This is a genomic window from Alteromonas sp. W12, assembly GCF_001924945.1.
GTDB lineage: Bacteria > Pseudomonadota > Gammaproteobacteria > Enterobacterales > Alteromonadaceae > Alteromonas > Alteromonas macleodii.
The window spans coordinates 89,741-112,228 of sequence record NZ_LQXH01000012.1; the positions used below are offsets into that span (position 1 = coordinate 89,741).

The window sequence follows — 22,488 nt, forward strand, 5'->3', positions numbered from 1 at the left end:
GTATACCAATGACTAGAGGATGTTTAGCGTTAGCTAGTCTACCCTTAAGGTGTGATCAAAATTTAAACGTTACTTACCGTTAAATATTTTGTTGACATCAAACTGTAATATTACTATATTTTATTTGGGGCAATTTTTAATAGAAGGAGCCAATACCATGGAAAATGTATTCCATTCGTTCTCACGGTTCTTCAAGCGCGCGCACCCCTACACAGTCGCTCACTATATCGGCCGTAAAAATGCGCAGCGTATCTTAGGATGTAAAATCAAAAAGAAATCCAAGATATTTGCCGACCAGCACGTTGAAGACCAAAATCATTAATTTATATGGGGCCCGTCAAACCGGCCCCATTTTTTTAGCTCAATTTAAATCTATTAACGTTTTCCTGAAGGTTCTCAGCCAGGCTGAATAAGCTTTTCGCTTCACTATTCACATTGGTATTCGCGGCTTTTACTTGATCGCCCAGCATTTGAAAATCTAGTGCCCCTTCGCGTGCAACTTGCACCTGATCTTTAGCGTGTTGTACAAGAGCAGAAGCCTCATTGCTCACCTCAACTAACGATAAAACACTTTTGCGTCCGTCTTCCAACGTAATCACCAGCTCATTGGCAAGCCCCAATGCGTTGTGTGCCTTGTCTTTATTCGAAGTCATAGTTTGTACAGAATCACGAATTGACTGCACTATTTTTTCTAACATGGCATTAATTTCAACTGTCGATTGATGAGTTCTTGATGCTAGCGTACGCACTTCATCCGCCACCACCGCGAAACCTCTACCCGACTCTCCTGCTCTTGCCGCTTCTATTGCAGCATTAAGTGCCAATAAGTTAGTTTGATCAGCAATCTCAGCAATGGTTTTCACCACACTCGATACGTTTTTTCCATCGCTTTGCAGCTTATCTAACGTAGTAGCAGTTTTATCAATGTTCAGGGTTAAATCAGAGATGGCGCGCGCTGTGGTTTCCACATCCACCTTACCTTGCGCTATCTGGTGGGCACTACCTTTCGCTTGTTCCGCAGCTTTTATAGATAGAGTAAGACTTTGTTCCATTTCATCAGACAGATTATCCATGACTGACACTAGCTGCTTGATGTCTCCTTGAAAGCTTAGAATAGCGGTTGAAGAGTGTGATGTTGCACTGTTAAGTGTTTGTGATGAGTGGTTCAGGTCATTCACTGCATGTTGAAGGTCAGTCATTCCCTTGTGAAATACGGCTAGTAGACCTTGAACGCTATGCGTTATCGCGTGGAGTTCTTGTAAATTTTGAGTAGGTAGACGTGACCGTAAATTGCGTGTTTTTGCAATATCGTCAAGCCTCTTAGCCATCTCTTCGATAGGACTTGCGATATTCCGCTTAGCAAGTATGTAGCCCATTATGGATACAGCCAGTAGCAATATGATTAGGCTGTAGATAGTGAACTGGCTCACACTGAGTTCAGCAGAAATAGCCATGGTTCGAGAGTTCGCAGCACGCTCAACACCCGAGCGTACCCCAGTTAAAAGTACATTTAGTTCAGATGCTGCTTGGGTAATGACTTGAAGATTTTCCCGTGCAATATCCCAATCTATCGATGTTGCTGACATCGTTTGCTGTAAAGACGCAGCTGACGCAACCAGTACATCAAATTTTTCTTGAGCGGCATCGCTTCCCATATAGCTGAATTGGGAAAATTTGGCGTTGGTCTCGTCGACGAGCCGGTCTTTCTGTCCGTTATATTCGCGACTATTTATTGTGGTTCCGTATAAGGAATACGCGATAAGCACCAGCTCTTTACTTTGAGTTTGTATATCATCGATAGCGCTTAACGAGGGTAATGTTTCAGCCACGTAGGCTTCTACTAAGTTTTCGACATTGGCGTTGTTCTTTGTCAATACAATTGCCGCGATGAGCGACACAATTACAACGAGAAGATAACCGAGCAAGATTCTTTGCTTGATGGTTTTAAACATATAACCCCCATATTATTTAGGGGCACGTCTATACTTGTCGCACGTCTCTGCACCCTTTTCTATTCGTGGTAGGACAAAATTTACTTCTCCTACAATTGAACAAAAATAGACCGCTACGGTTGCTTTTTTCTTTCAGATTTTTAATCGGGAAGTTATCGAATTTATGTTACTCAGTGTCTTCAACTGCAAGTTGCCTCATCTATCACCGAAAGTATTGAGAAAACCAACGCTAATTATGAGGGGTTAAATATGGTTAAGCGGTACCGAGGTTGTGTACTTAATCTGCTCCATTGCAAAGCTTGAAGTGACGTCGGAAAATTCTATACCGTTAACCAATCGCTTATAAAAATGATCAAAGCAATCCATATCGGTAACAAGGACTTTTAGCAGGTAATCGTATTCGCCAGACATACGATAACATTCAACAACTTCATCAAATGACGCGGCGTGCTTGGCGAAACTTGCCAGCCACTTACCATCATGTCTGCCCGCTTTTACTTGCACGAAAACGGTCATGGCCAGCCCCAGTTGTTTTGCTTGCAACAGCGCTACTCGCCTAGAGATTATGCCCTTCTCTTCTAGCTTTTGAATACGCCGCCAGCAGGGCGTTACCGTAAGCCCAATTTGCTCAGCGATTTCTGCGACAGGCGTGTCAGCGTTATTCTGTATCATGGCCAAAATGGCTTTATCTATTGTGTCTATACCGCTTGTTTTTTCACTACGCATAGTGAGATGTAGCCCTTTATTTCCGTGTTCTTAGTTTTTCAGCGAATTACGTCAGGCGCTTTACTTTTATGGAGGCTATTTAAAGCCACCAAGGCTGACTAAAGTCGACATTTTCTGGTGCAATTTCGTATTGAAAGGGAGGCGTAAATACATCCCAAAATGCATCCCGCAAGTCCACATCTATTATGCTAAGTTTACCTGCATCGCGATAGCGAGATAGCAGCGTATTGTAAGCGTCAATCGGCATTTGCGGGTTAGACTGGCGAAAGATAACACGCCCTCCAAACTCTTCATACATCGCTTTTTCTGTTTGAAACTGTATAACCTGCTTGGCCGCTATCTCTTTAATGGGTTTCGCGGCCGTTTCACTTGAAACCTGACCTTCAAACTTCTCGATAAACTTGCTTACCAGTGTTTGATTAACAGTTATGCCTTTTTGTTTTGCATAGTCCTCTAAAACAAGCTCATAAATTCTGTTAGACGCATTTACACGGACCACATAATCAAGCATACCTGCGTAATTGTCTTTCGCTTGCTGCTTCAAGTTTTTACGTTCTTCTTCACTAGGCACGACGTCTGCCATACGGATTTCGGTATTAAGCACCATTGCTAAAACACCCTGTTCATCGACTTGTCCATTTGCCTGAGCAGCATAAGCAAGGTTTGAACTGAGAATAAGTAGCGCGGTGGCCAATGAAGATCGAATAGTTGATGTCATGCGCATTAAGCACTCCCTGTAGACGTATTTATCGCCGCGATTATGAACACTTTGAGTCTCGCTGAATGGGTAATTAACTGTGCGGACTGGTATTACCCAAATGGGCGTTGTAATGAGTAAAGCATTAAACGCTATGACTACGCAATACCGTGGCGTACTGATATTAGGAATATGCTGCGAGCTTCAAATTTATTGGGGTGAACGAGTGCTTATGTGGTGTAGCCGAGAGAGGAGAGCGATAGCGACGCAGTAGACTAGCTATTGATGAAAGCGTTATTCGTTAAAATGATATATACCAAAAGCGGTATGGACTAAAAGCTTTGTCGCGCGTTTAGCGTGAGTGTGGAAATGCAGACAATAGAAAGAAAAACGGCGGTCAAATGACCGCCGTTTTTGAATTCTTAGATAGCTTGCACGTTAGCAGCTTGAAGACCTTTTTGACCTTCTTCAACTTCAAATTCTACTCGCTGACCTTCTGGAAGCGTTTTGTAACCGTCAGAGATGATCGCACGGAAATGAACGAATACGTCCTTACCGCCGTTATCTTGAGTTAGAAAACCGTAACCTTTATCAGCGTTGAACCACTTAACTGTGCCTGTAACTTTAGACATGTCGTATAGACCTCAAATATCGTATTAAATTGCGCATAAGCGCGTGTAACTAAGTTCTTTAGAGTCTTTAAATTGGCGGAGTATTGGGTCTTACTTACGAATGGACAAACAACTTACAACAAATTACCGGGTAACTCGAGTGGTTTAACATATAGCAAATAATACAAAATCGCGTCTCTTTAAAGACTTTGGCTAAAAGCCAAAGCCACTATAACACTCTTCGGGACGATTAATATACAAATTAATTGATAAACTACGGATTTCATAAATATTTCACCGCAGCGTAACAAAAATTAATGCCCTTTCCGCCAGGCTAAATACCAGCAAATTGCGCCAATTACGCCTGTACTTGCAGGGAAATACCATGATAAATCGTACATTGGCAGTATTGCTGTCATTAACACAAAAGTGGCGCCCACTACGCTTAAATGAGTGGTCTGAGTTGTTTTCTTTTGCTCTTGGAGCAGTGCCAAATGGGCCCTTTGTTGTTGCAATGGCAAGCGCTTCATTTGCTGTAAACTGTCGTACAGCAGATCTGGCATTTCAGGTAGTTTTTCAGACCAGAAAGGTAAGTTGTCTTTCACCTTCCCCATCATGGCGGTAAAGCCAATCTGCTCTTTCATCCAGTTTTCAAGAAACGGCTTAGCGGTTTTCCAAAGGTCGAGCTGAGGATACAACTGACGGCCTAAGCCTTCGATATACAGCAATGTTTTTTGCAGTAGCACAAGCTGTGGCTGCACGACCATATTGAAACGTCGTGCCGTATTAAATAGCTGCAGCAGCACGTTACCAAAGGAAATTTCAGCAAGTGGCTTTTGGAATATAGGTTCACATACCGTGCGGATGGCCATCTCGAACTCATCGATATTGGTATCCTGCGGTACCCAGCCTGAGTCGGCGTGAAGCTGCGCGACTTTGCGATAGTCGCGGTTGAAGAAGGCAATAAAGTTCTCAGCCAGATAGCGCTTATCTTCACGATTGAGCGTACCCACAATGCCAAAATCGATGGCGATATATTTGGGGTTTTCAGGGTGTTCGGTAGATACAAATATATTGCCCGGGTGCATGTCTGCATGGAAAAAACTGTCGCGAAATACCTGAGTGAAGAATACTTCCACACCGCGCTCGGCCAATTTTTTCATATTGGTATTTTGGGTAAGTAATGCGTCTATATTTGAGATTGGAAGACCGTAAATACGCTCCATAACCAACACATTACTGCGGCAATAGTCACTGTAAATTTTAGGTACATAAAGCGCGTCTGAACCTTCAAAATTACGCCCTAACTGAATACCGTTTGCAGATTCACGCAGTAAATCCAGCTCATCAACAATGGTCTTGCGGTATTCCACAACCACTTCCACAGGACGCAGTCGTTTGCCATCAGGAAGCCAGCGTTGAAGCACGTTAGCCAAGCTAAACAATAGCTCCATGTCCGCCACGATGGTATCGCGAATATCTGGGCGCAACACCTTTACCACAACGTCTTCATTGTTATATTTTAACTTTGCCGCGTGAACTTGGGCGATAGAGGCAGACGCCAGTGGCGCCTTTTCAAATTCACTGAATAATTCGCTTAAGTCAGATAGCCCCAACGCTTGCTTGATAATGTCTTGTGCAGCGTCAGATGAAAACGGCGGAACTTTGTCTTGTAAACGGGCAAGTTCGTTAGCAATGGCAGGGGGAAGCAAGTCTCGGCGGGTAGAGAGCATCTGGCCGAATTTAATAAAAACAGGCCCAAGGTTTTGTAGTGCAAGGGTAATACGCTCGCCGGCTGACTTGCCCTTGTGCTTGTTTCGCACCCAAAAAATGGTATGACGCATAGCCCGCGCGTACCAGGGTAACCACTTTGCTGGAATAAGTTCGTCTAAGCCGTGTTCCAACAATACCTTGTTAATTCGGTATAACCTAACAATACGCATTTATGAGCCTGTTTCTCTCAATCTTACTTAAATTTTTCTTCTAGGCGGCGCAGTCTCGCATCGGCACTTTCTGCTCGATCGCGAAGCGCATTAACTTCGTCACTAAAGTGCATAACCGCCAGCTTGTGTGCAGCAAGCTGCTTTTCTTCTACTACGGCGTTGCCGAATACCTTCGCCATGGACGCTAGCGCTGACATCGACTTCTCATGCACGGTTTTCACCGTTTTTACGGTCTGATGGGCAATAACATCGTTGGTCTTTTGTGCCAGCAACTCTTCAATGTCGATATCGAGCTGCTGAAACAAGGCACTGACCTGCTGAGCAATATTGAGCTCTCCTTCCAAAAAGAGGGCCTTTTGCTGAATAAGACGAGTCAACTGGCTGGTTTCTTTTAACTCTGGCAAGGTTTGTAGCGACGTTTTAATACAACAGTCTTTCGGCCCAAGGGACGCGACGGCGTCTTCAAACGAGCCTTGTTCGCTGAGTACGTCAATACGGTCAGAAAACGACAGCGTAATACCATAAGGAAGCGGCGAAATGAACGCGGTAAGCCTGGCGCCAGCAAGCGCTTTTAGCCTTACTTCGCTGTCTTCGTCTAAAGACAGCAACTTGTTTAAAACCGATTCAGCCGTTGCGGTAACCAGCGCAGAAGTAGGCATTAAAACTTATAACCTCTATGTAGCGCTACAATACCGCCAGTCAGGTTTTGGTAATCACATTGCTCGAAGCCAGCCTGCTCGAACATCCCCTTCAAGGTTTCTTGATCTGGGTGCATACGTATGCTTTCCGCAAGGTATTGGTAGCTTTCTGCATCGTTCGCCACTAGCTGACCCATTTTTGGCAAAATGTGAAACGAGTACATATCGTAGAGTTTGCTGAGCTGCTCTGACGTAGGCTTAGAAAATTCTAATACCAGTAAACGGCCGCCTGGTTTTAACACGCGAAAAATAGAATTAAGCGCGTTTTGCTTTTCCGTTACGTTTCTGAGGCCGAATGCCATGGTCACCACATCAAAATGGTTGTCGGGGAAAGGCAGTGCTTCCGCGTCAGCTTGCACATAATCGATATTGCTTACCAAGCCGCGATCGCGAAGCTTATCACGGCCTACTTTCAGCATAGACAAGTTGATATCGGCAAGGGTTACGCGCCCTGTAGGGCCTACCAAGCGAGAGAACTTAGCGGTTAGATCGCCAGTACCACCGGCAATATCCAATACTTTATTACCCGCGCGAACACCGCTGCAGTCTATTGTGAAACGCTTCCATAAACGATGCACTCCCATCGACATAAGGTCGTTCATTACGTCGTACTTTGCTGCAACAGAGTCAAAAACATTAGCAACTAAAGAGGCTTTTTGCCCTTTATCCACCTGTTTGAAACCAAAGTGCGTTGTATGCTCAGTAGCATTGTCGATTGCAGAGTCTGCTTGCGTAGCGGGAGTTTGATTGTCGCTCATGACAGTCCTGTAATTTGAATATTTTTATTAATGCCAAAGTGTATAGGATTGTGTGCTCAAGCAAAAGCTTTATGCCTGACTGTCTCCTGATGTAAATCAAGCCTTTGACCTTCACAAAAGCGGAGCCTGCAAGGCACAAGCTCGCTTGTATAGAAGACTAGAGCAGCTTGCTCTACGCTACCTGATTGTTTGTGCCCCAACTATAGGCAACAATGGCACTGATCTCTTGCAAAGAACGGCCGCTTTCCTCATGCCATTGAGCAAATGCCGCATTGGCCGCCGACAGCGACTTTTTCGAGGTTAAGCCACCGTCGATAATTTCATTCTTTCGCAAGTAATCTTCCACGTCACGTGAGAATAAAAACGTGTCTATGCCTAGTGCACGAAGCATGTAGGGGCCGGTGTTACCGCCTAATCGCGCACCGCGTTTTTTCAAAAACGCCCAAAGCTCAGTGATATTGTCTTTTTCAAAGCCTGCTACGAACTTACCAAAGCTACCGTGCTCCAGGGCTACGTCTTTGATCATCATGGCATTGTCACGCACTGTCATCACTTTTTTATAGTTGCGAACAATGCGCTTATCTGACGCTTTTTGCTCTAGCATTTCATCAGGCATCAACAACACTTTATCAATATCGAACCCGAAAAATACGGTTTCAAAGTCGGGCCATTTTTGCTCGATAACTCGCCAAACGAAGCCCGACTGGAACACTTTTTTGGTCATCGCCGCTAAAAAGCGGTCGTCAGGAATTGCTTCAATTTGCGCTTTAGAAAGTGGTGCTTGGAGCATGGCTTCAAGCACCCTTTCACCGCCTTTGCGCTCACACGCTCGGCGGTAGATAGATTGAAAAGACTCTAATTTAGACTCTTTCATGTGTGCCTAGCCTTTAATACCGCTGTGACGAAGCAAAGCGTCAACTTGCGGCTCGCGCCCTCTAAAAGCAACAAACAAGTCCATAGGAGGCTTACTGCCGCCCATTTCTAAAATGTTTTCTAAGAACGCTTTGCCCGTATCGCGGTTAAAAATGCCATCCTCTTCAAACTTGCTGTACGCGTCGGCAGAAAGCACCTCTGCCCACTTATAGCTGTAATAGCCCGCTGCGTATCCACCAGCAAATATGTGACCAAAGCCGTTTTGGAAACGGTTAAACGATGGAGGAATGACCACGGCCACCTCTTCACGCACTTTATCCAATGTGCCCTGTACGTCTACCTCACTGCCCTTTTCGCTATGCAGCAAGAAATCGAAAAGACTGAATTCAAGCTGGCGTACCATCTGCATCGCTGACTGGTAATCCCGTGCAGCAAGCATACGCTCCAGTAAATCAGCAGGAAGCGGTTCGCCAGTTTCATAGTGACCAGAGATAAAGTTAAGTGCGTCTTCTTCCCAGCACCAGTTTTCTAAAAACTGACTTGGCAGTTCAACCGCATCCCATGGCACACCGTTAATACCGGATACACCCGCTACGCGCATTTTAGTAAGCATGTGATGGATTCCATGACCAAACTCATGAAACATGGTCACTACTTCATCATGGGTAAATAGCGCAGGCTTATCCCCTACAGGTGCGTTGAAATTACAGGTAAGGTACGCAACGGGTAGCTGCAATTCGCCATTCATTTTTTCACGACGTACGCGACATTCATCCATCCACGCGCCGCCACGCTTTTTAGCTCGTGCGTACAAGTCTAGGTAAAAGCTGCCGCGCATCACATCAGCATCGTCAGTAATGGTGAAGTAACGTACATCTTTATGCCACGTATCAATGCCAGGCTGCTCAATAATTTTTAAGCCGTACAGGCGATGTACAACTTCGAATAAACCAGACAGCACTTTATCTTCAGGGAAATAAGGCCGAAGCATTTCATCAGAAATCGTGTACTTTTCCTGTTTCAGTTTCTCGCTGTAATACGGTAAATCCCATGCCGCTAGCTCGCTGACACCATGCTTGTCTTTCGCGTACGCTCGTACTTCTTCAAGCTCTTTCTCTGCCTGAGGCTTAGACTTAGCCGCCAAATCACGCAAGAAACCGATGACTTGATCGGTAGAATCCGCCATTTTAGTCGCTAGTGAACGCTCTGCATAACTTGAAAAACCTAACAATTCAGCCAGTTCAGTACGCAGCGTTAAGGTTTCTTTGATTATATCGGTGTTATCCCACTTACCCGCATTAGGGCCTTGATCAGACGCTTTTGTTGCATAGGCGCGATACATTTCTTCGCGAAGTTCGCGATTATCGGCGTAAAGCATGACTGGCAAATAAGACGGAATGTCTAACGTAAACAACCAGCCTTGTAAGTCTTTTTGGTGCGCAGCTTGCGCCGCTGCTTCAAGGGCTGACTCTGGCATACCGGCAAGTTCAGCTTCATCGGTAATGTGTTTAGTCCAGCCCATAGTGGCGTCCATCACATTATTGGAAAAGGTTGACGATAGCTCGCTAAGCTTTGCCTGAATCTCTGCAAAACGCTTCTTTTGCTCTGCGGGAAGCGCTACACCTGACAATGTGAAATCGCGAACGGCGTTTTCAATCACTTTCTGCTGCTCTTCGCTTAAGGTCGCAAATTCGTCAGACGCTTTGAGGGAAGCATAAGCATTGTAAAGGCCTTCGTGCTGGCCTACCCAAGTCCCATACTCAGATAGTAATGGCAAACACGCATCGTGAGCTTCACGCAATTCATCGCTGCTCACCACGCTATTCATATGAGAAACCGGCGAGAACATTTTGCTTAAACGATCATCGGCCTCTTCAAGGCGCAGCACTAAATTCTGGTAAGAGTAATCTTTCGACGCCACGACCTCATCTATTTCGCTTTTGCACGCCGCAATGGCTTTTTCAATTGCAGGCTTGATAGAGGCAGGTTCAATAGCAGAAAAAATTGGTAGACCATCTACCATTTCAATTGCAGGGGTTGTCATAATCTTTTTCACTCTTAACACGTTGATAGAATAATGATGGGGCTTCGCTGATTAAAAGCAAGCTATTGTTTTAGCCACTGTTGACCTATTTTGAACTTACTTGCCGTCAATGTGCATGGATCATGATTATTGCCTATATTTACGAATTCAATGAATGCCGCTGCACCGTTTTTCTTAATGCCCCTCATAAAACCTGAACAACACAGTCAGCTCCGCCAAGCGCTGTCACAAATGTCACATTTCATCCTTTTGTCTACTTTGTCCCTTCGCTGTTCAGCGTCTATAATTTCGATTAATAAATCTACAAGGCATAGATATGAAAACGTTGACCTCAGGCGAAATAGCCTCGTATTGCGATGTAAATCTGCGCACCGTAATTCGATGGATCGAAAGCGGCAAGCTGAAAGGCTTCAAACTTCCTGGGCGTGGAAACAACAGAGTATTAGTAGAAGATTTTGTCGCCTTTCTTGAACGACACGACATGCCAATTCCCGATTCATTGAAAGGCATTGCCACGCCCTCAATATTAATTGTTGACGATGAAATGCCAGTTGCCAAGTCTATTCAGCGCGTGGCCAGACGGGCGGGTTATGAGTCGTATATCGCTACAGGCGGCTTCCAAGCGGGGATTATGCTGAGCCAATACGAGCCCAAAGTCATGACCCTTGATTTAAGTATGCCAGGCATGGACGGTTACAGCGTTATCGAATTCACGCGAGATCAAAGTAAATATAAAGATCTCAAAATTGTGGTCATATCGGCACTCGATGAAATTAGCCTGGAGCGCGCGCTTGAGATAGGGGCTGATGCCATCTTACAAAAGCCGTTCTCAAATCATGACTTAACAATGGTCCTTGAGCAGTTTATGTCGATGTAAATCGATTTAAAGGGAGTGACATTATGGCTTGGTTATCGCGATTCGCTCTTTTAAGTTTGCTTGTAGGTGTTTGCGCATTACCGACAAATGCTAAACCCCTTACTTTTGCTGTTGTACCTCAGCAGTCTGCCAAGAAAATGGCTGAAACATGGCAACCCTTAATCGACTATGTGAGCAATTACACCGGTTTTAAGATTGATTTTAAAACTGCAAAAGACATTCCCACCTTCGAGGCTAATCTCGCCGACGGCAAATATGATATTGCCTACATGAACCCCTACCACTTTGTGGTCTTTAATGAATCTGCGGGATACCGCGCGCTTGCGCGCCAACGCGATAAAGAAATTCGCGGCTTACTTGTTGTACATAAAGACAGCCCCATACGCTCTCTGGATGACTTAAGCGGTACTGAAGTAGCCTTCCCAGCGCCAGCTGCGTTTGCTGCCACAATTATCACAAGCGCTCACTTGCGGATGAAAAGCATTGCTTTTGTACCGCGCTACGTCAATTCTCATGACTCTGTGTACCTCGCAGTACAACGGGGCTTTTTCAATGCTGGGGGTGGCATTGTCCGTACGCTTAACAGTTCACCTGACGACGTTAAACAAGAATTACGTGTCCTTTGGAAGAGTAAAGGTTATACGCCTCATGCTATCGCAACCCATCCAAATATGGCGCTCGCTGACAGACAAGCTATTCTTAATTCATTACTTGCTTTGTCGAATGACACAAGTAAGTCTTGGATTTTAAAAGGTATTGGATTTAACGGCTTTATAGCGTCAAACGACAGTGATTGGGACGACGTGAGAGCATTGGGAATAGCGTCGCTATCGAGGCCGCATTTATGAGTAGACTCGTATGAAACTGTCGTTGCGTATAAAAACAATAACAGGCATCGCATCAATAGCAGCGCTTTTGCTGCTAGTGCTCATTGTGACGGTGTTTCAGCTACTCAATGACCTTGTTGACAGTAACATAAAGAAGTCAGCCGACACCACGGTTGCCCTTTTTGTTTCGACGACAAAAAATGCCTTTTTAAGCTACGACCTTGCAGCTCTTGATGCCGACGTTTCAGAAATCCTTACCAACCCCAATATTGCTTACGTCAAAGTTAAAGACAAATTAGGCAGAGTTTTCGTAGAAAAGGGTAACACCAACGCACTAAATCGCCCTTTTACTGCCGACACAAGTGTTTCAGACGCTGATGATGGTATTTACGACACCCGAGCCCCCATCATGGTGAACAGGACTTTGTACGGCTATGTAGAGATTGGGCTTAACATTGCTTCAGTAACTGAATCAGTATCGAGGGTGAGAAACTGGACAGTTACACTGGCTTTTCTAGAATTTATTTTGGTCGGATTGTGCTCTTACTTACTTGGCTCTTACCTGATGTCGCAACTTCATCAATTACACGAAGGCGCTAAACGTTTAGGTGATGCAGTGAAAAACAACAGCTATCAAGATGTTTTTGTTCCCGTGCGCGGCACTGATGAGTTAAGCGAACTGGCAGAGGCATTTAATCAACTGGTTGAGCGTTTAAAAGAAGAACATGCGCAGCGTCAATACGCGCAAGATGAGCTTAAAGAGCTTAACACGCTACTTGAAGAAAAGGTTCAGGATAGAACCGCATTGCTGCATCAGAAAAACTATCAACTCCAAGAGGCCAATAAAGATCTAAAAGAGACCCAGGTACAACTACTTCAAGCTGAGAAAATGGCGTCAGTTGGCCAGCTAGCAGCGGGTGTCGCCCATGAAATTAACAATCCTGTCGGTTTTGTCAGCAGCAACATATCCACCTTAAGCGAGTACGTTGCTACCTACCAAATGATATTTTCACAAATTAACGCGGTGCTTAATGAGCAAGACGAGGGTAAGCGTGCTTCTGCCTTGTCAGAACTAGAAAAAATGTTAGCTAATCAGGATATGGCGTTTATCAATGAAGATATCACCGACCTTCTCAGCGATTCGAGAGACGGTTTAAGTCGGGTTGCTGAAATTGTAAAAGGGTTAAAGCTATTCTCTCGTGTAGACAGTGACCACATGCAGCAGCACAACATTAATGATTGTGTACGCACTACCCTTGCCATGGTGAACAACCAATTAAAGTATATTTGCACTGTTGAAACGCATTTAGGCAAAGTCCCTGACGTTGCCATGAATGTAGGCAAGGTTTCTCAAGTTGTTCCAACTTACTCATTAACGCGGGACAAGCGATAGAGAGCACGGGTAAGAACGGTAAGATAACTATTACCACCTGTACTGCGGGCAAGTTTGTCGAGCTTCGTGTAGAAGACACTGGCTGCGGTATTCCATCAAGTCATTTAGACAAACTCTTCAATCCATTTTTTACAACTAAACCTGAAGGGCAAGGCACTGGCTTAGGTCTTTCAATTTCGTTTGGCATTGCTCAGGAGCATGGCGGCACGCTCTCAGCCACCAGCAAAGAGGGAGAAGGAAGCATATTTACGTTAGCGCTCCCCCTTGTTTCACACTCAGACAAAACATTAGAGAGCGAAGGATGAAGCAACTAATAGTGTTATCAAGCAGCATTGCGTGTAATAGTTGTAACGTCGCTTATAAGGATAATAATTTATGACAGAGCCTACTACAGAACAAGCCACGACCTACACGGTTCTATTTGTCGACGACGAGCCGAATATCCTTCGCGCTATTAAGCGTGCGCTGTTCACTATGGACATCACCTTACTGCTTGCCGATAGTGGTGCCAAAGCGTTAGATTTAATGAGTAAACACGATGTTCACGTAGTTATTTCTGACATGAAAATGCCGCAGATGTCAGGTGCGGAATTACTCGAACAGGTCGCTATCAATTATCCCGAGACATTTAGAGTTGTGCTCACTGGCTATGCCGACATTGAGTCCACAATTAAAGCCGTAAACCAAGGCAAGATACACCGTTACCTGCAAAAGCCATGGGACAACCAAGAGCTTATTGCTGTTGTAGAAGAAGGCTTAGAACGCGTTAAGTTAAAGGCGGAAAACCTTCGTCTACAAAAACTAACACGACTGCAAAATAAAAAGCTACGCGACGTAAATGCCTCGCTAGAACAAGTGGTTCAAAAGCGCACACGCCAAATAAAAGCGGCGCTAAATAAAATCGAAAAACACAACCTTGCAATGGAGCAGGTGCTGTTCAACGTGATAAGCATTAACCCTGACATTAATGGTAAGTTTGCCATTGAGGTTAGCGAATTGGCATCAAAACTGGCGCGTATTGCTCGGTTAGAGAAAGAAGAAATCAAACAGGTGCGTTATGCTGGCCTTATCTGCGAGCTTGGGTTACTAGGGCTTGAAAGCGAAGATTTTAAGGCGCCATTTTCAAAGCTTAAATATCAACAGCAGCAAAACTATCTATCGCAAACCAAGCAGGCTGCGTTAATACTTGCTCCGGCTCACGAACTACATCAAGTTTCTGACATTATTGAATTTCAGTTCGAGCACTATAATGGCTCAGGCTTGTATAACAAAGTTGCAAAAGAAATTCCTGCTGGCGCGCGTATCTTGGCCATAGCCCGAGATTACTGGCGCTTAGTAACCGGCAGAATGAGCGGCATCGAAATGAGCCCTCGCGATGCCAAACTAGAAATGAAAAAGCACAGAAACACCCGCTATGACGGTGAGTTTTTGGACCTGTTGCTCGAAGCAGAAGATGTAACGACATCTAAACTGCTTTCTACATCATTGAAAGCCTCGCAGCTCAAAGCAGGCATGGTCCTCGCCCAAAATTTGTATAACGATAGTCACATCCTTATCCTTCCCGAGGGACATGTGTTTAGTGATGCCACCATTCAAAAACTCGTACACTTTGAAGAAGAACGTGGAAAAGCGTTTAGTATTCAAATAGAACCAGAAGAGCTTTCTGCTACTATAAGTGAATAAGCTTTAAAGATTACGTGCTGAAAGCAGGATGAGCGATGCATGAATATGCTTCGCTTTGTCTTAGCCTTTTAATTAGGCTGCACTGTCCCCATTGATAAACTAAATGAAATTCCCTAAAGCAAATCTCGGTCTTTTAATCACTCTTTATGACAAGACCGATAGAGAATGATTTGCTGTGCGAACCTACCGAAGGCATCTATGCTTATCGTTTATGTTCGCCTAACCGACAAAGAAGGCTTTTTGAATGACACATTTTGATTATATATGTATTGGCGGTGGCAGCGGTGGTATCGCATCTGCAAACCGTGCAGCTAAACATGGAAAGAAGGCCGCTATCATTGAAGCGAAAGATATTGGCGGTACTTGCGTGAACGTTGGCTGCGTGCCTAAAAAAGCCATGTGGTACGGAGCACAGGTGGCTGAAGCGATACATCGCTATGCACCTGAATACGGGTTCGATTTGTCGGTAAATCACTTTAGCTGGGACAGCCTAATTGCCAGCCGCCAGGCTTATATTGAGCGTATTCATGCTTCTTACGACCGCGCTCTTACCGCAAATGACGTTACCTTAATTCGCGGTTTCGCGAAGTTTATCGATAACAACACGGTAGAAGTCAACGGCGAAAAGTACACGGCTGATCATATTACGATTGCTGTAGGCGGCCGCCCAATCATCCCAGATATTGAAGGTGCTGAGTACGGTATTGATTCTGATGGTTTCTTTGCCTTAAAAGAACAGCCGAAACGCGCTGTCGTGGTTGGCGCAGGCTACATTGGAGTTGAACTGGCCGGCGTTCTTCACGCCCTTGGCACAGAATCGCATCTGGTAGTTCGCAAACACGCTCCGCTTAGAAATTTCGACCCTATTATTCACGAAACCTTAGTGGATATGATCCACGCTGAAGGTTGCAAATTGCACGACCATGCTAGCGTAGAGAAAGTGGAAAAAGCTGACGGTGGCGAGCTATCAGTACACTTAACCAATGGCGAAGTGTTAAAAGCTGACTGCTTGATTTGGGCGATTGGCCGTAAACCCTCTACCGACAAAATTGATATTGAAAATACCGACGTTGAACTGAACGACAACGGCACGGTTAAGGTCGACAAATATCAAAACACCACTGCAAAGAATGTCTACGCAGTTGGTGATATTACCGGTGAAGCAGAGCTTACTCCGGTGGCAGTTAAAGCGGGTCGCTTGCTAAGCGAACGCTTATTCAACGGCCAAAAAGATGCTCACATGGATTACTCGCTTATTCCAACCGTTGTGTTTAGTCATCCACCCATTGGCACTATTGGCCTAACAGAGCCAGAAGCTATCGAAGAATACGGTGAAGACAACGTTAAAGTGTACACCTCTAGTTTTGCGTCTATGTACACCGCGGTAACCCGCCACCGTCAAATGACCAAGATGAAACTTGTATGCGCGGGTAAAGACGAAAAAGTGGTAGGCCTTCACGGTATTGGGCACGGCATGGACGAAATTCTGCAAGGCTTCGCCGTTGCCATAAAAATGGGGGCGACCAAAGCTGACTTTGATGCGTGTGTAGCCATTCACCCTACCAGTGCAGAAGAGTTTGTTACGATGACCTAGAGAGACGCGCTCAATTGAGCGCTTTCTCACAAAAGCCGGCATTAGCTTATTAGTTAATGCCGGCTTTTTTTATGTGTTTAACTTACTTTTTCTAGATCAACGGGCACGCCATTTAGCACCGCATTTCCCGATAATTCGTCTACCTGTAAATCGTCAGTAAGAATATTGGTGTTTACCCCAGGGTGCTGACTTGCCACAGACAGCTTTATGCCTTTTTTGTTGTGCCCCCATCCATGGGGAATAGATACCACGCCGGGCATAATTGCATCTGTGATTTCAGCCTCTATGGTTAACCGGCCAACCCGCGATTTCACACTTACTTCATCGCCATCTGTAATGCCATATTTAGCCCCGTCATCAGGATGAAGCTGCAGCGTACATCGGTTATTGCCTTTCACCATACGGGGGCTGTTATGCAGCCACGAATTATTGGTTTTAATATGCCGGCGCCCTATCAAAACGACGGACTGATTTTGCGGCGTACCATGGTTCGCTTTTCCAAAGAAATGCGTGTTAACCCTGTCTAAGTCAGCCATGAAATAATCAAAGTCTAAGTGAATCTTCTTATCTTCATGGAACAAGGCATGAGGCAAAGACGGCTGTAGCGGACCCAAGTCGATACCGTGTGGGTGTGCTTTAAGCGTATCAATCGACAACCCGCCTTCCGGAATAGCGGTTAGAGTTTCGCTTAAGTTAGCGTCAGTGCATTCTTTTTTACTTGCTGCTCGACCATAAAGACCTGCTTGCAACAAATCGTCGACCACACCTTTAGGCTGCTTGTCCCAAAGCGCAGCATAGTGTGCGGTGTTTTTTCCGTTTAGCGCATCGAGCCTTTCTGCTAACGAAAGGTATATTTGCCAGTCGCTAAGCTGGTATTCGTCAATGTCCACCACCGCTTCCGAATACTTCGCGAAATTTCGCACGGCAAAGTTGTGAAAAACAATGTCGTAGTGGTCGCGTTCTAGCGCGGTTACCGGAGGAAGGATCACATCTGCATGTCGGGAGGTTTCGGTAACGTAAAAATCCACCGCAACCATAAAATCGAGTTGAGAAAATGCTTTATCAAGCTGTTCTGCATTTGGCGTAGTGACCACTGGATTACCTGCTCCAATTACCATGGCCTTAATTTGTCCTTCTCCCGGGGTTAAGATTTCCTCGGCTAAACACGCTACCGGATACTCACCAGCAAACGCCGGAAGCCCTCTTACGCGAGAAGTAAATCCGCCCATGCTGCCCTTGCCTGATACAGGTAATACGTCAGCGGCTGGCTGAGTAAACATCATGCCACCCCGCTTATCTAGGTTTCCGGTGAGCATATTAAAGAGCATGATGAGATACTGAGTGAGCGTACCAAACGCTTGTACGCTAGCCCCCATCCTTCCATAACAAACTGCAGACTCAGCATTGCAGAAGTCCAAAACAAGCTGAGTGATTTGTGAAGCTGTAATACCGGTAAGCTCGCTCACCTTTTGTGGTGAATAATCGCGAACGTATTTTTCGACCGCTTTTATATCCTCGGCATAAGGTAAAATTTCATCCGCCTTGTATAACTGCTTTTCAAACAATACATGCAGCATAGCTAGCAGTAACAGCGCGTCACTGCCTGGACGAATAAAGTGATGTTCACAGCTAATATCGGCAGTTTCGCTGCGTTTAGGGTCGATAACGACGACCTTCCCTCCACGTTTTTGAATGCCCTTTAAACGCTTTTTCACGTTTGGCACGGTCATAATGCTGCCATTAGAGGCCAGCGGATTCCCGCCGATGATCATAAAGTGCTGCGTGTGATCAATGTCAGGAATGGGAATTTGGGAGATATGACCAAAAAGTCGTCGACTAACAATATGATGGGGCAACTGGTCAACTGAGGTAGCGGAATAGCGGTTGTGCGACTTGAGGGCACGATAGAAATACGGTCCGAATAATATTGAGCCCATATTGTGCGCATTAGGATTTCCTAAATACACACCTACCGCATTATTGCCGTGGGCCTGCTGGATGTGGTGTAACTTGCTTGCGACTAAATCAAAGGCTTCATCCCACGAAATCTCTTCCCAAGCGCTGTCTTCGCCGTCAGTTCGTACCCTTTTTACCGGGCGCTTCAAACGGTCAGGATCGTCGTACAAGTCTTTTAACGCACTCGCTTTCGGGCAAATATGGCCTTGGCTAAAGGGATTATCTTTATCCCCTTTTATTGACAGTATCTGACGGCCTTTCGTCGCTACCTCAATACCACACATTGCTTCACAAAGCGTACAAGTAGAATAATGCAATTGTTGTTCAGCGTTGCTCACGGTAATTCCTACACAATTCATTGTTAATGACTTGTTACGAAATTAGCGATTATTGCTGTAATAGACAAGCATCACTGAAAGTGATGATAAAGAGAAGGCACCTCGCCACAATTAGACGAGGTGCTATTGGTTAGAAAGAGTAAGTCACACCAAGGGTTGCTGTGGTGCCTAATCCTTTAATATTGTAGCCACCGTAGGTATACGACTGAGCGCGCGCAGGATAGTAGTCGCTGTTAAACAGGTTTTCGACACCCATAAACGCGTTCCAGTTTTCAGCGAACTGGTACTGTCCACTTAGGTTAACAATATTATAGCTCGATATAGGTCCTTGATCGCCCACATAGTCGCCGTCAGCATTTGGCGAGAAGCGTTTACGATCACCCACATATAGATAGCTAACTGTTAGCGATAAAGTGTCTGATGGCTTCCAGTTTACGTTTGCCGTTGCTTTGGGTGGACTAATTTGGCGAGAGCCAAGATACACATCAGCTTCGGTATTTTTCCCTTCAACGTAACTATATGTGGCTATCACATTGAGCGTTTCAGAGATTCGATAGTCTACTAAGCCTTCATAACCCCAAATTTCCTGTGGTGCGCGTACAGGCTCATACACACCTGTCACTTCGTTGAAACTATTGGTCGTACCAAGTTCAGATGTACTTCTGTAAGCCGCAACTTCAAGGCGTACCTGGTCGAAAAGAGAAGTGAAACCCACTTCGTAGTTATCGATGATAGAAGCTTCCGTTTGAATAAGACCAATATCATCTACCGTTGCAGCGCGCAGTAGGCGGCCAATGTCAGCGATATCTGAACCTTGCGAGTAATTGAAAAACGGGCTAAAGCTGTCGCTCCAGTTATACTTAATTGCAATGTTATAAGTGGTTGCGTCATAATCTATAGTGTCCCCCTTAACTTGAAGAGGAACAGAGCATTGAGTTTCAGAGCGACACAGCTTCAGTGTTTCGTAGTCATCAACCGATAAATCGATACTCTCCCTTCTCACACCCGCCTTTACAATAACGTCGTCGTGAATTACCCATTTTGTTTGTAAAAAGCCAGCTAAGCTGTCCATTTCCATTTCAGGAACCCACACGCGCCCATCAACCAGCGGTTGTGAGGTAGTGTCTTTTAGCGCGTCGATACCATAGATAAACGTGGCTTCTACGCCATCGAAATCAATGGCAGTATTAAACGTCGCGCGAGCGCCGCGCTTTTCAGAGCGAATAATAGACTGGCCGCCGTCGTAGCCTTCATCGGGGTTAGCTAAGTTAGGCGAAAAGAAGAATACGTTCTCAATATCTTGCGAGTACACATCAAGCGTCATTTCACTGTTTGCAAAGATATTGCTGTCTGTGTATTTCAGGGTGATGTTCTCATTTCCGTCAGGCCCCTGAGGTTTCCCGCGTTTTTGCAACGCTTCAGGTACGTGAATAGCGTAGGTTTTCACGCCTTCGTTGATGTCTCCGGGAACATCTCCCAAATCAGTTTTTTGTTGAGAGCTGAAGTAGTTGTAGCTAAATTGAAGACGCTTTTCTTGGTCGAAGTCGTAACCTAATTTGGTAAAGTAATTCTGTGTTTCAGCGTCTGACAGGCCGTACTGCAAACCTAAGATGTCGCCTTCAGCATCGCGCTGAACGCCGTTTTCCTCGTAACTGGCGGTAACAAGGTAATCGAAATTCTCCACCTTGCCGTTAATCGCAGCTGAAATACGCGCACCGGCTGACTCTTCAAGCTTCACTGCGCTAAAACGTGAAGACAAACTCACTTGGCCCTCATGCGTGTCTTGCGCTGTTGCTTGTTTGGTAATGTAGTTGATAATACCGCCTGACGCTCCATTGCCATAAACAGACGTAGCGCCCTTAATTACCTCAATTCTAGCAAGCGCGCTAGGGTCAATCGTTTTCACACCTAACGAGCCATTTCTAAGCGGCGTGGACTGAGGCACACCGTCAATCATCACAAGCGGAGCTCGTCCGCGCAAAGACTGGCCAGTATTGCTCGAACTACCTGTATCTGGAGCTAAGCCCGGCACCATCTGCGCTAACAAGCTCTGTAACTCGGGGTTTACCTTCAGGTGATCTTCAATCTGCTTTCTTGAAATAACGGTGATTGACGCTGGTACTTCATCAATACTTTCAATAACACGGCTTCCAGAAACGATAATACGTTCCATATCCTTTTGGGCATCATTAGCAAAAGAAGGCGCACTAACGGCTAAGGCAATGAGCGTAAGCGATGGTCTAAACATGAAAACTCTTTTAAGAAAATAAGGTTACGAAAGGCGCGCTATACTAAAGGTGTAGAAAAACAATGTAAAGATAATGAAAATTATTCTCATTATCTAAAGTGGCGTTTATACCAAAAGTAAAATCCTGTTATCGTAAAAAACGCAGGGAGTAATGCGATAAATAACCAGATAGATTCAAGCAATGGGCCCGCGAAATCACCAATGTGAAACTTGTATTTGAAGTTCCAAACCTGCGTCGCTACGTTCGCTTTTGATGCATCGTAATAACCCGTTATTTCTCCATTTTGAGGGTTTGTCCAAACCCAGCTGTAGGCGTGAGACTCGCCGGGGTTTTGCATTCTGAAACCTATGTGTTCGCCTGAATTTTTTGGGAAGTAAATGCGAAATAGTGACGCATTGGGAAACACCGCTATGGCGTTTTGATAAGATGTATCGATAGCCACTGAAGCACTACTAGCATCGTGGGATAACGGTTCAGGTACGGGCCTTTTCTCAACTTTTGAAAAAGTAACGGTTTCCACCACCTGCTGCGTAGCGCTATTCCAATTAAACGCCATGCCACTAAAAGCGATGAGTATTAGTGGTATAGCCAAATAAACGCCCAGCACTGTATGAAGTTGATACATGAGAATTCGAAACTTGGCGCGGCGTTTAATCGCAAGGCGTTTTATTCTATTTTTTGGCTTTACCCAAAGGTAAAAACCCACAATTACTTCAAGAAGTAGAACTAAGGCACTAACAGACACCCAATTTCTAAGTGGCCTTTCGTTGTCACCATCTTGATACAACAGCCATCGATGGATAGCCATGGTGAACCCATAAAACGTGCTGTAATAATCGTATCTATGAAGTATTTCGGCAGAGTTGGGGTTTACGCTTACGTATTCGCCATTGTTGAGCTTCCCTTGCCAAGCGAGTTCAGGGTCTGACTCGGGCATTAAAAGCTCGACTTTCTGACCCGTCTCGTCTTCCAGCGCATTCACTATGTAAGAAAGGGGTAAGGGCGATTCGTGAGATTCTATGGTCCACTTCTCTGGTTGGACAAAGGTTTGGATATCTTTTGCATAAATTAGCAATGCACCGGTGATGCTAAGGCAAATAATAAATAACCCACATACCAGCGCTAATAGAAGGTGCAGTCGTCGTACCCAAAGTTTCAAAACAGCGCTCACAAATTGCGAAATAAACGCGAATAGTAACGATTCTCGAAAATTGGTCAATGAAAGTTAAACGCTAAAATCGTGCTTACAATCGCATAAGCTAAATGAAT

At 45.1% G+C, this 22,488-nt stretch carries 17 protein-coding genes and 1 pseudogene; 6 read left to right on the plus strand and 12 right to left on the minus strand.

Annotated elements, in window-relative coordinates:
• The first annotated feature begins 157 nt into the window (after positions 1-157).
• Complete coding sequence (locus tag AWH61_RS20180; protein WP_014950935.1) at positions 158-322, plus strand: hypothetical protein; 165 nt, start codon at positions 158-160, stop codon at positions 320-322.
• Between the two features lie 34 nt (positions 323-356).
• Here the strand turns inward: AWH61_RS20180 and AWH61_RS18060 are convergent, their stop codons facing one another.
• The 9 genes from AWH61_RS18060 to prlC all read right to left on the minus strand — a co-directional run bounded on the left by AWH61_RS18060 (position 357) and on the right by prlC (position 10,302).
• Positions 357-1,952 carry a methyl-accepting chemotaxis protein gene (locus AWH61_RS18060; protein ID WP_075177828.1) on the minus strand — a complete coding sequence of 532 codons (1,596 nt, stop codon included), beginning with the start codon at positions 1,950-1,952 and terminating at the stop codon, positions 357-359.
• Between the two features lie 243 nt (positions 1,953-2,195).
• Positions 2,196-2,678 (minus strand): Lrp/AsnC family transcriptional regulator, encoded by a 483-nt coding sequence (locus AWH61_RS18065; protein WP_083605990.1) that lies wholly within the window; start codon positions 2,676-2,678, stop codon positions 2,196-2,198.
• Positions 2,679-2,757: 79 nt separating this feature from the next.
• Positions 2,758-3,402 carry a hypothetical protein gene (locus AWH61_RS18070; protein WP_075177829.1) on the minus strand — a complete coding sequence of 215 codons (645 nt, stop codon included), beginning with the start codon at positions 3,400-3,402 and terminating at the stop codon, positions 2,758-2,760.
• A 395-nt stretch (positions 3,403-3,797) separates the two neighbouring features.
• Positions 3,798-4,007, minus strand: a complete 210-nt coding sequence (cspE, locus tag AWH61_RS18075; RefSeq protein WP_012519905.1) for a transcription antiterminator/RNA stability regulator CspE — start codon at positions 4,005-4,007, stop codon at positions 3,798-3,800.
• Positions 4,008-4,300: 293 nt separating this feature from the next.
• On the minus strand, positions 4,301-5,929 hold the full coding sequence (gene ubiB / locus AWH61_RS18080; protein ID WP_075177830.1) for a ubiquinone biosynthesis regulatory protein kinase UbiB: 1,629 nt from the start codon (positions 5,927-5,929) through the stop codon (positions 4,301-4,303).
• 23 nt (positions 5,930-5,952) lie between these two features.
• Positions 5,953-6,588, minus strand: coding sequence for a ubiquinone biosynthesis accessory factor UbiJ (locus AWH61_RS18085; protein ID WP_049586755.1), 636 nt, complete (start codon positions 6,586-6,588; stop codon positions 5,953-5,955).
• Positions 6,588-7,385 carry a bifunctional demethylmenaquinone methyltransferase/2-methoxy-6-polyprenyl-1,4-benzoquinol methylase UbiE gene (gene ubiE / locus AWH61_RS18090; RefSeq protein WP_014950941.1) on the minus strand — a complete coding sequence of 266 codons (798 nt, stop codon included), beginning with the start codon at positions 7,383-7,385 and terminating at the stop codon, positions 6,588-6,590. The genes AWH61_RS18085 and ubiE overlap by 1 nt, the downstream gene beginning before the upstream one ends.
• A 172-nt stretch (positions 7,386-7,557) precedes the next feature.
• Complete coding sequence (locus AWH61_RS18095; RefSeq protein WP_014977550.1) at positions 7,558-8,259, minus strand: DNA-3-methyladenine glycosylase I; 702 nt, start codon at positions 8,257-8,259, stop codon at positions 7,558-7,560.
• A gap of 6 nt (positions 8,260-8,265) precedes the next feature.
• Positions 8,266-10,302 carry an oligopeptidase A gene (gene prlC, locus AWH61_RS18100; protein WP_075177831.1) on the minus strand — a complete coding sequence of 679 codons (2,037 nt, stop codon included), beginning with the start codon at positions 10,300-10,302 and terminating at the stop codon, positions 8,266-8,268.
• A 316-nt stretch (positions 10,303-10,618) separates the two neighbouring features.
• On the opposite strand from prlC, the gene AWH61_RS18105 reads away from it, so the two are divergent.
• The 5 genes and pseudogenes from AWH61_RS18105 to gorA all read left to right on the plus strand — a co-directional run bounded on the left by AWH61_RS18105 (position 10,619) and on the right by gorA (position 16,676).
• Positions 10,619-11,179 (plus strand): response regulator, encoded by a 561-nt coding sequence (locus AWH61_RS18105; RefSeq protein ID WP_075177832.1) that lies wholly within the window; start codon positions 10,619-10,621, stop codon positions 11,177-11,179.
• A gap of 23 nt (positions 11,180-11,202) precedes the next feature.
• On the plus strand, positions 11,203-12,027 hold the full coding sequence (locus tag AWH61_RS18110) for a phosphate/phosphite/phosphonate ABC transporter substrate-binding protein (protein WP_075177833.1): 825 nt from the start codon (positions 11,203-11,205) through the stop codon (positions 12,025-12,027).
• Positions 12,028-12,037: 10 nt separating this feature from the next.
• Positions 12,038-13,704: pseudogene (locus tag AWH61_RS18115) on the plus strand (HAMP domain-containing sensor histidine kinase).
• Between the two features lie 70 nt (positions 13,705-13,774).
• On the plus strand, positions 13,775-15,082 hold the full coding sequence (gene nosR, locus AWH61_RS18120) for a response regulator c-di-GMP phosphodiesterase, NosR family (protein WP_014977555.1): 1,308 nt from the start codon (positions 13,775-13,777) through the stop codon (positions 15,080-15,082).
• A gap of 244 nt (positions 15,083-15,326) precedes the next feature.
• Positions 15,327-16,676, plus strand: a complete 1,350-nt coding sequence (gene gorA / locus AWH61_RS18125) for a glutathione-disulfide reductase (RefSeq protein WP_075177834.1) — start codon at positions 15,327-15,329, stop codon at positions 16,674-16,676.
• Positions 16,677-16,753: 77 nt separating this feature from the next.
• On the opposite strand, the gene AWH61_RS18130 is transcribed toward gorA, so the two are convergent.
• From AWH61_RS18130 to AWH61_RS18140, 3 genes are all read right to left on the minus strand, one after another.
• Entirely contained in the window at positions 16,754-18,970 is a 2,217-nt protein-coding gene (locus AWH61_RS18130) for a molybdopterin oxidoreductase family protein (RefSeq protein ID WP_083605992.1), read from the minus strand.
• A gap of 130 nt (positions 18,971-19,100) precedes the next feature.
• Positions 19,101-21,218, minus strand: coding sequence for a TonB-dependent receptor (locus AWH61_RS18135; protein WP_075177836.1), 2,118 nt, complete (start codon positions 21,216-21,218; stop codon positions 19,101-19,103).
• Positions 21,219-21,307: 89 nt separating this feature from the next.
• Complete coding sequence (locus tag AWH61_RS18140; RefSeq protein ID WP_075177837.1) at positions 21,308-22,438, minus strand: PepSY-associated TM helix domain-containing protein; 1,131 nt, start codon at positions 22,436-22,438, stop codon at positions 21,308-21,310.
• Positions 22,439-22,488: the final 50 nt, after the last annotated feature.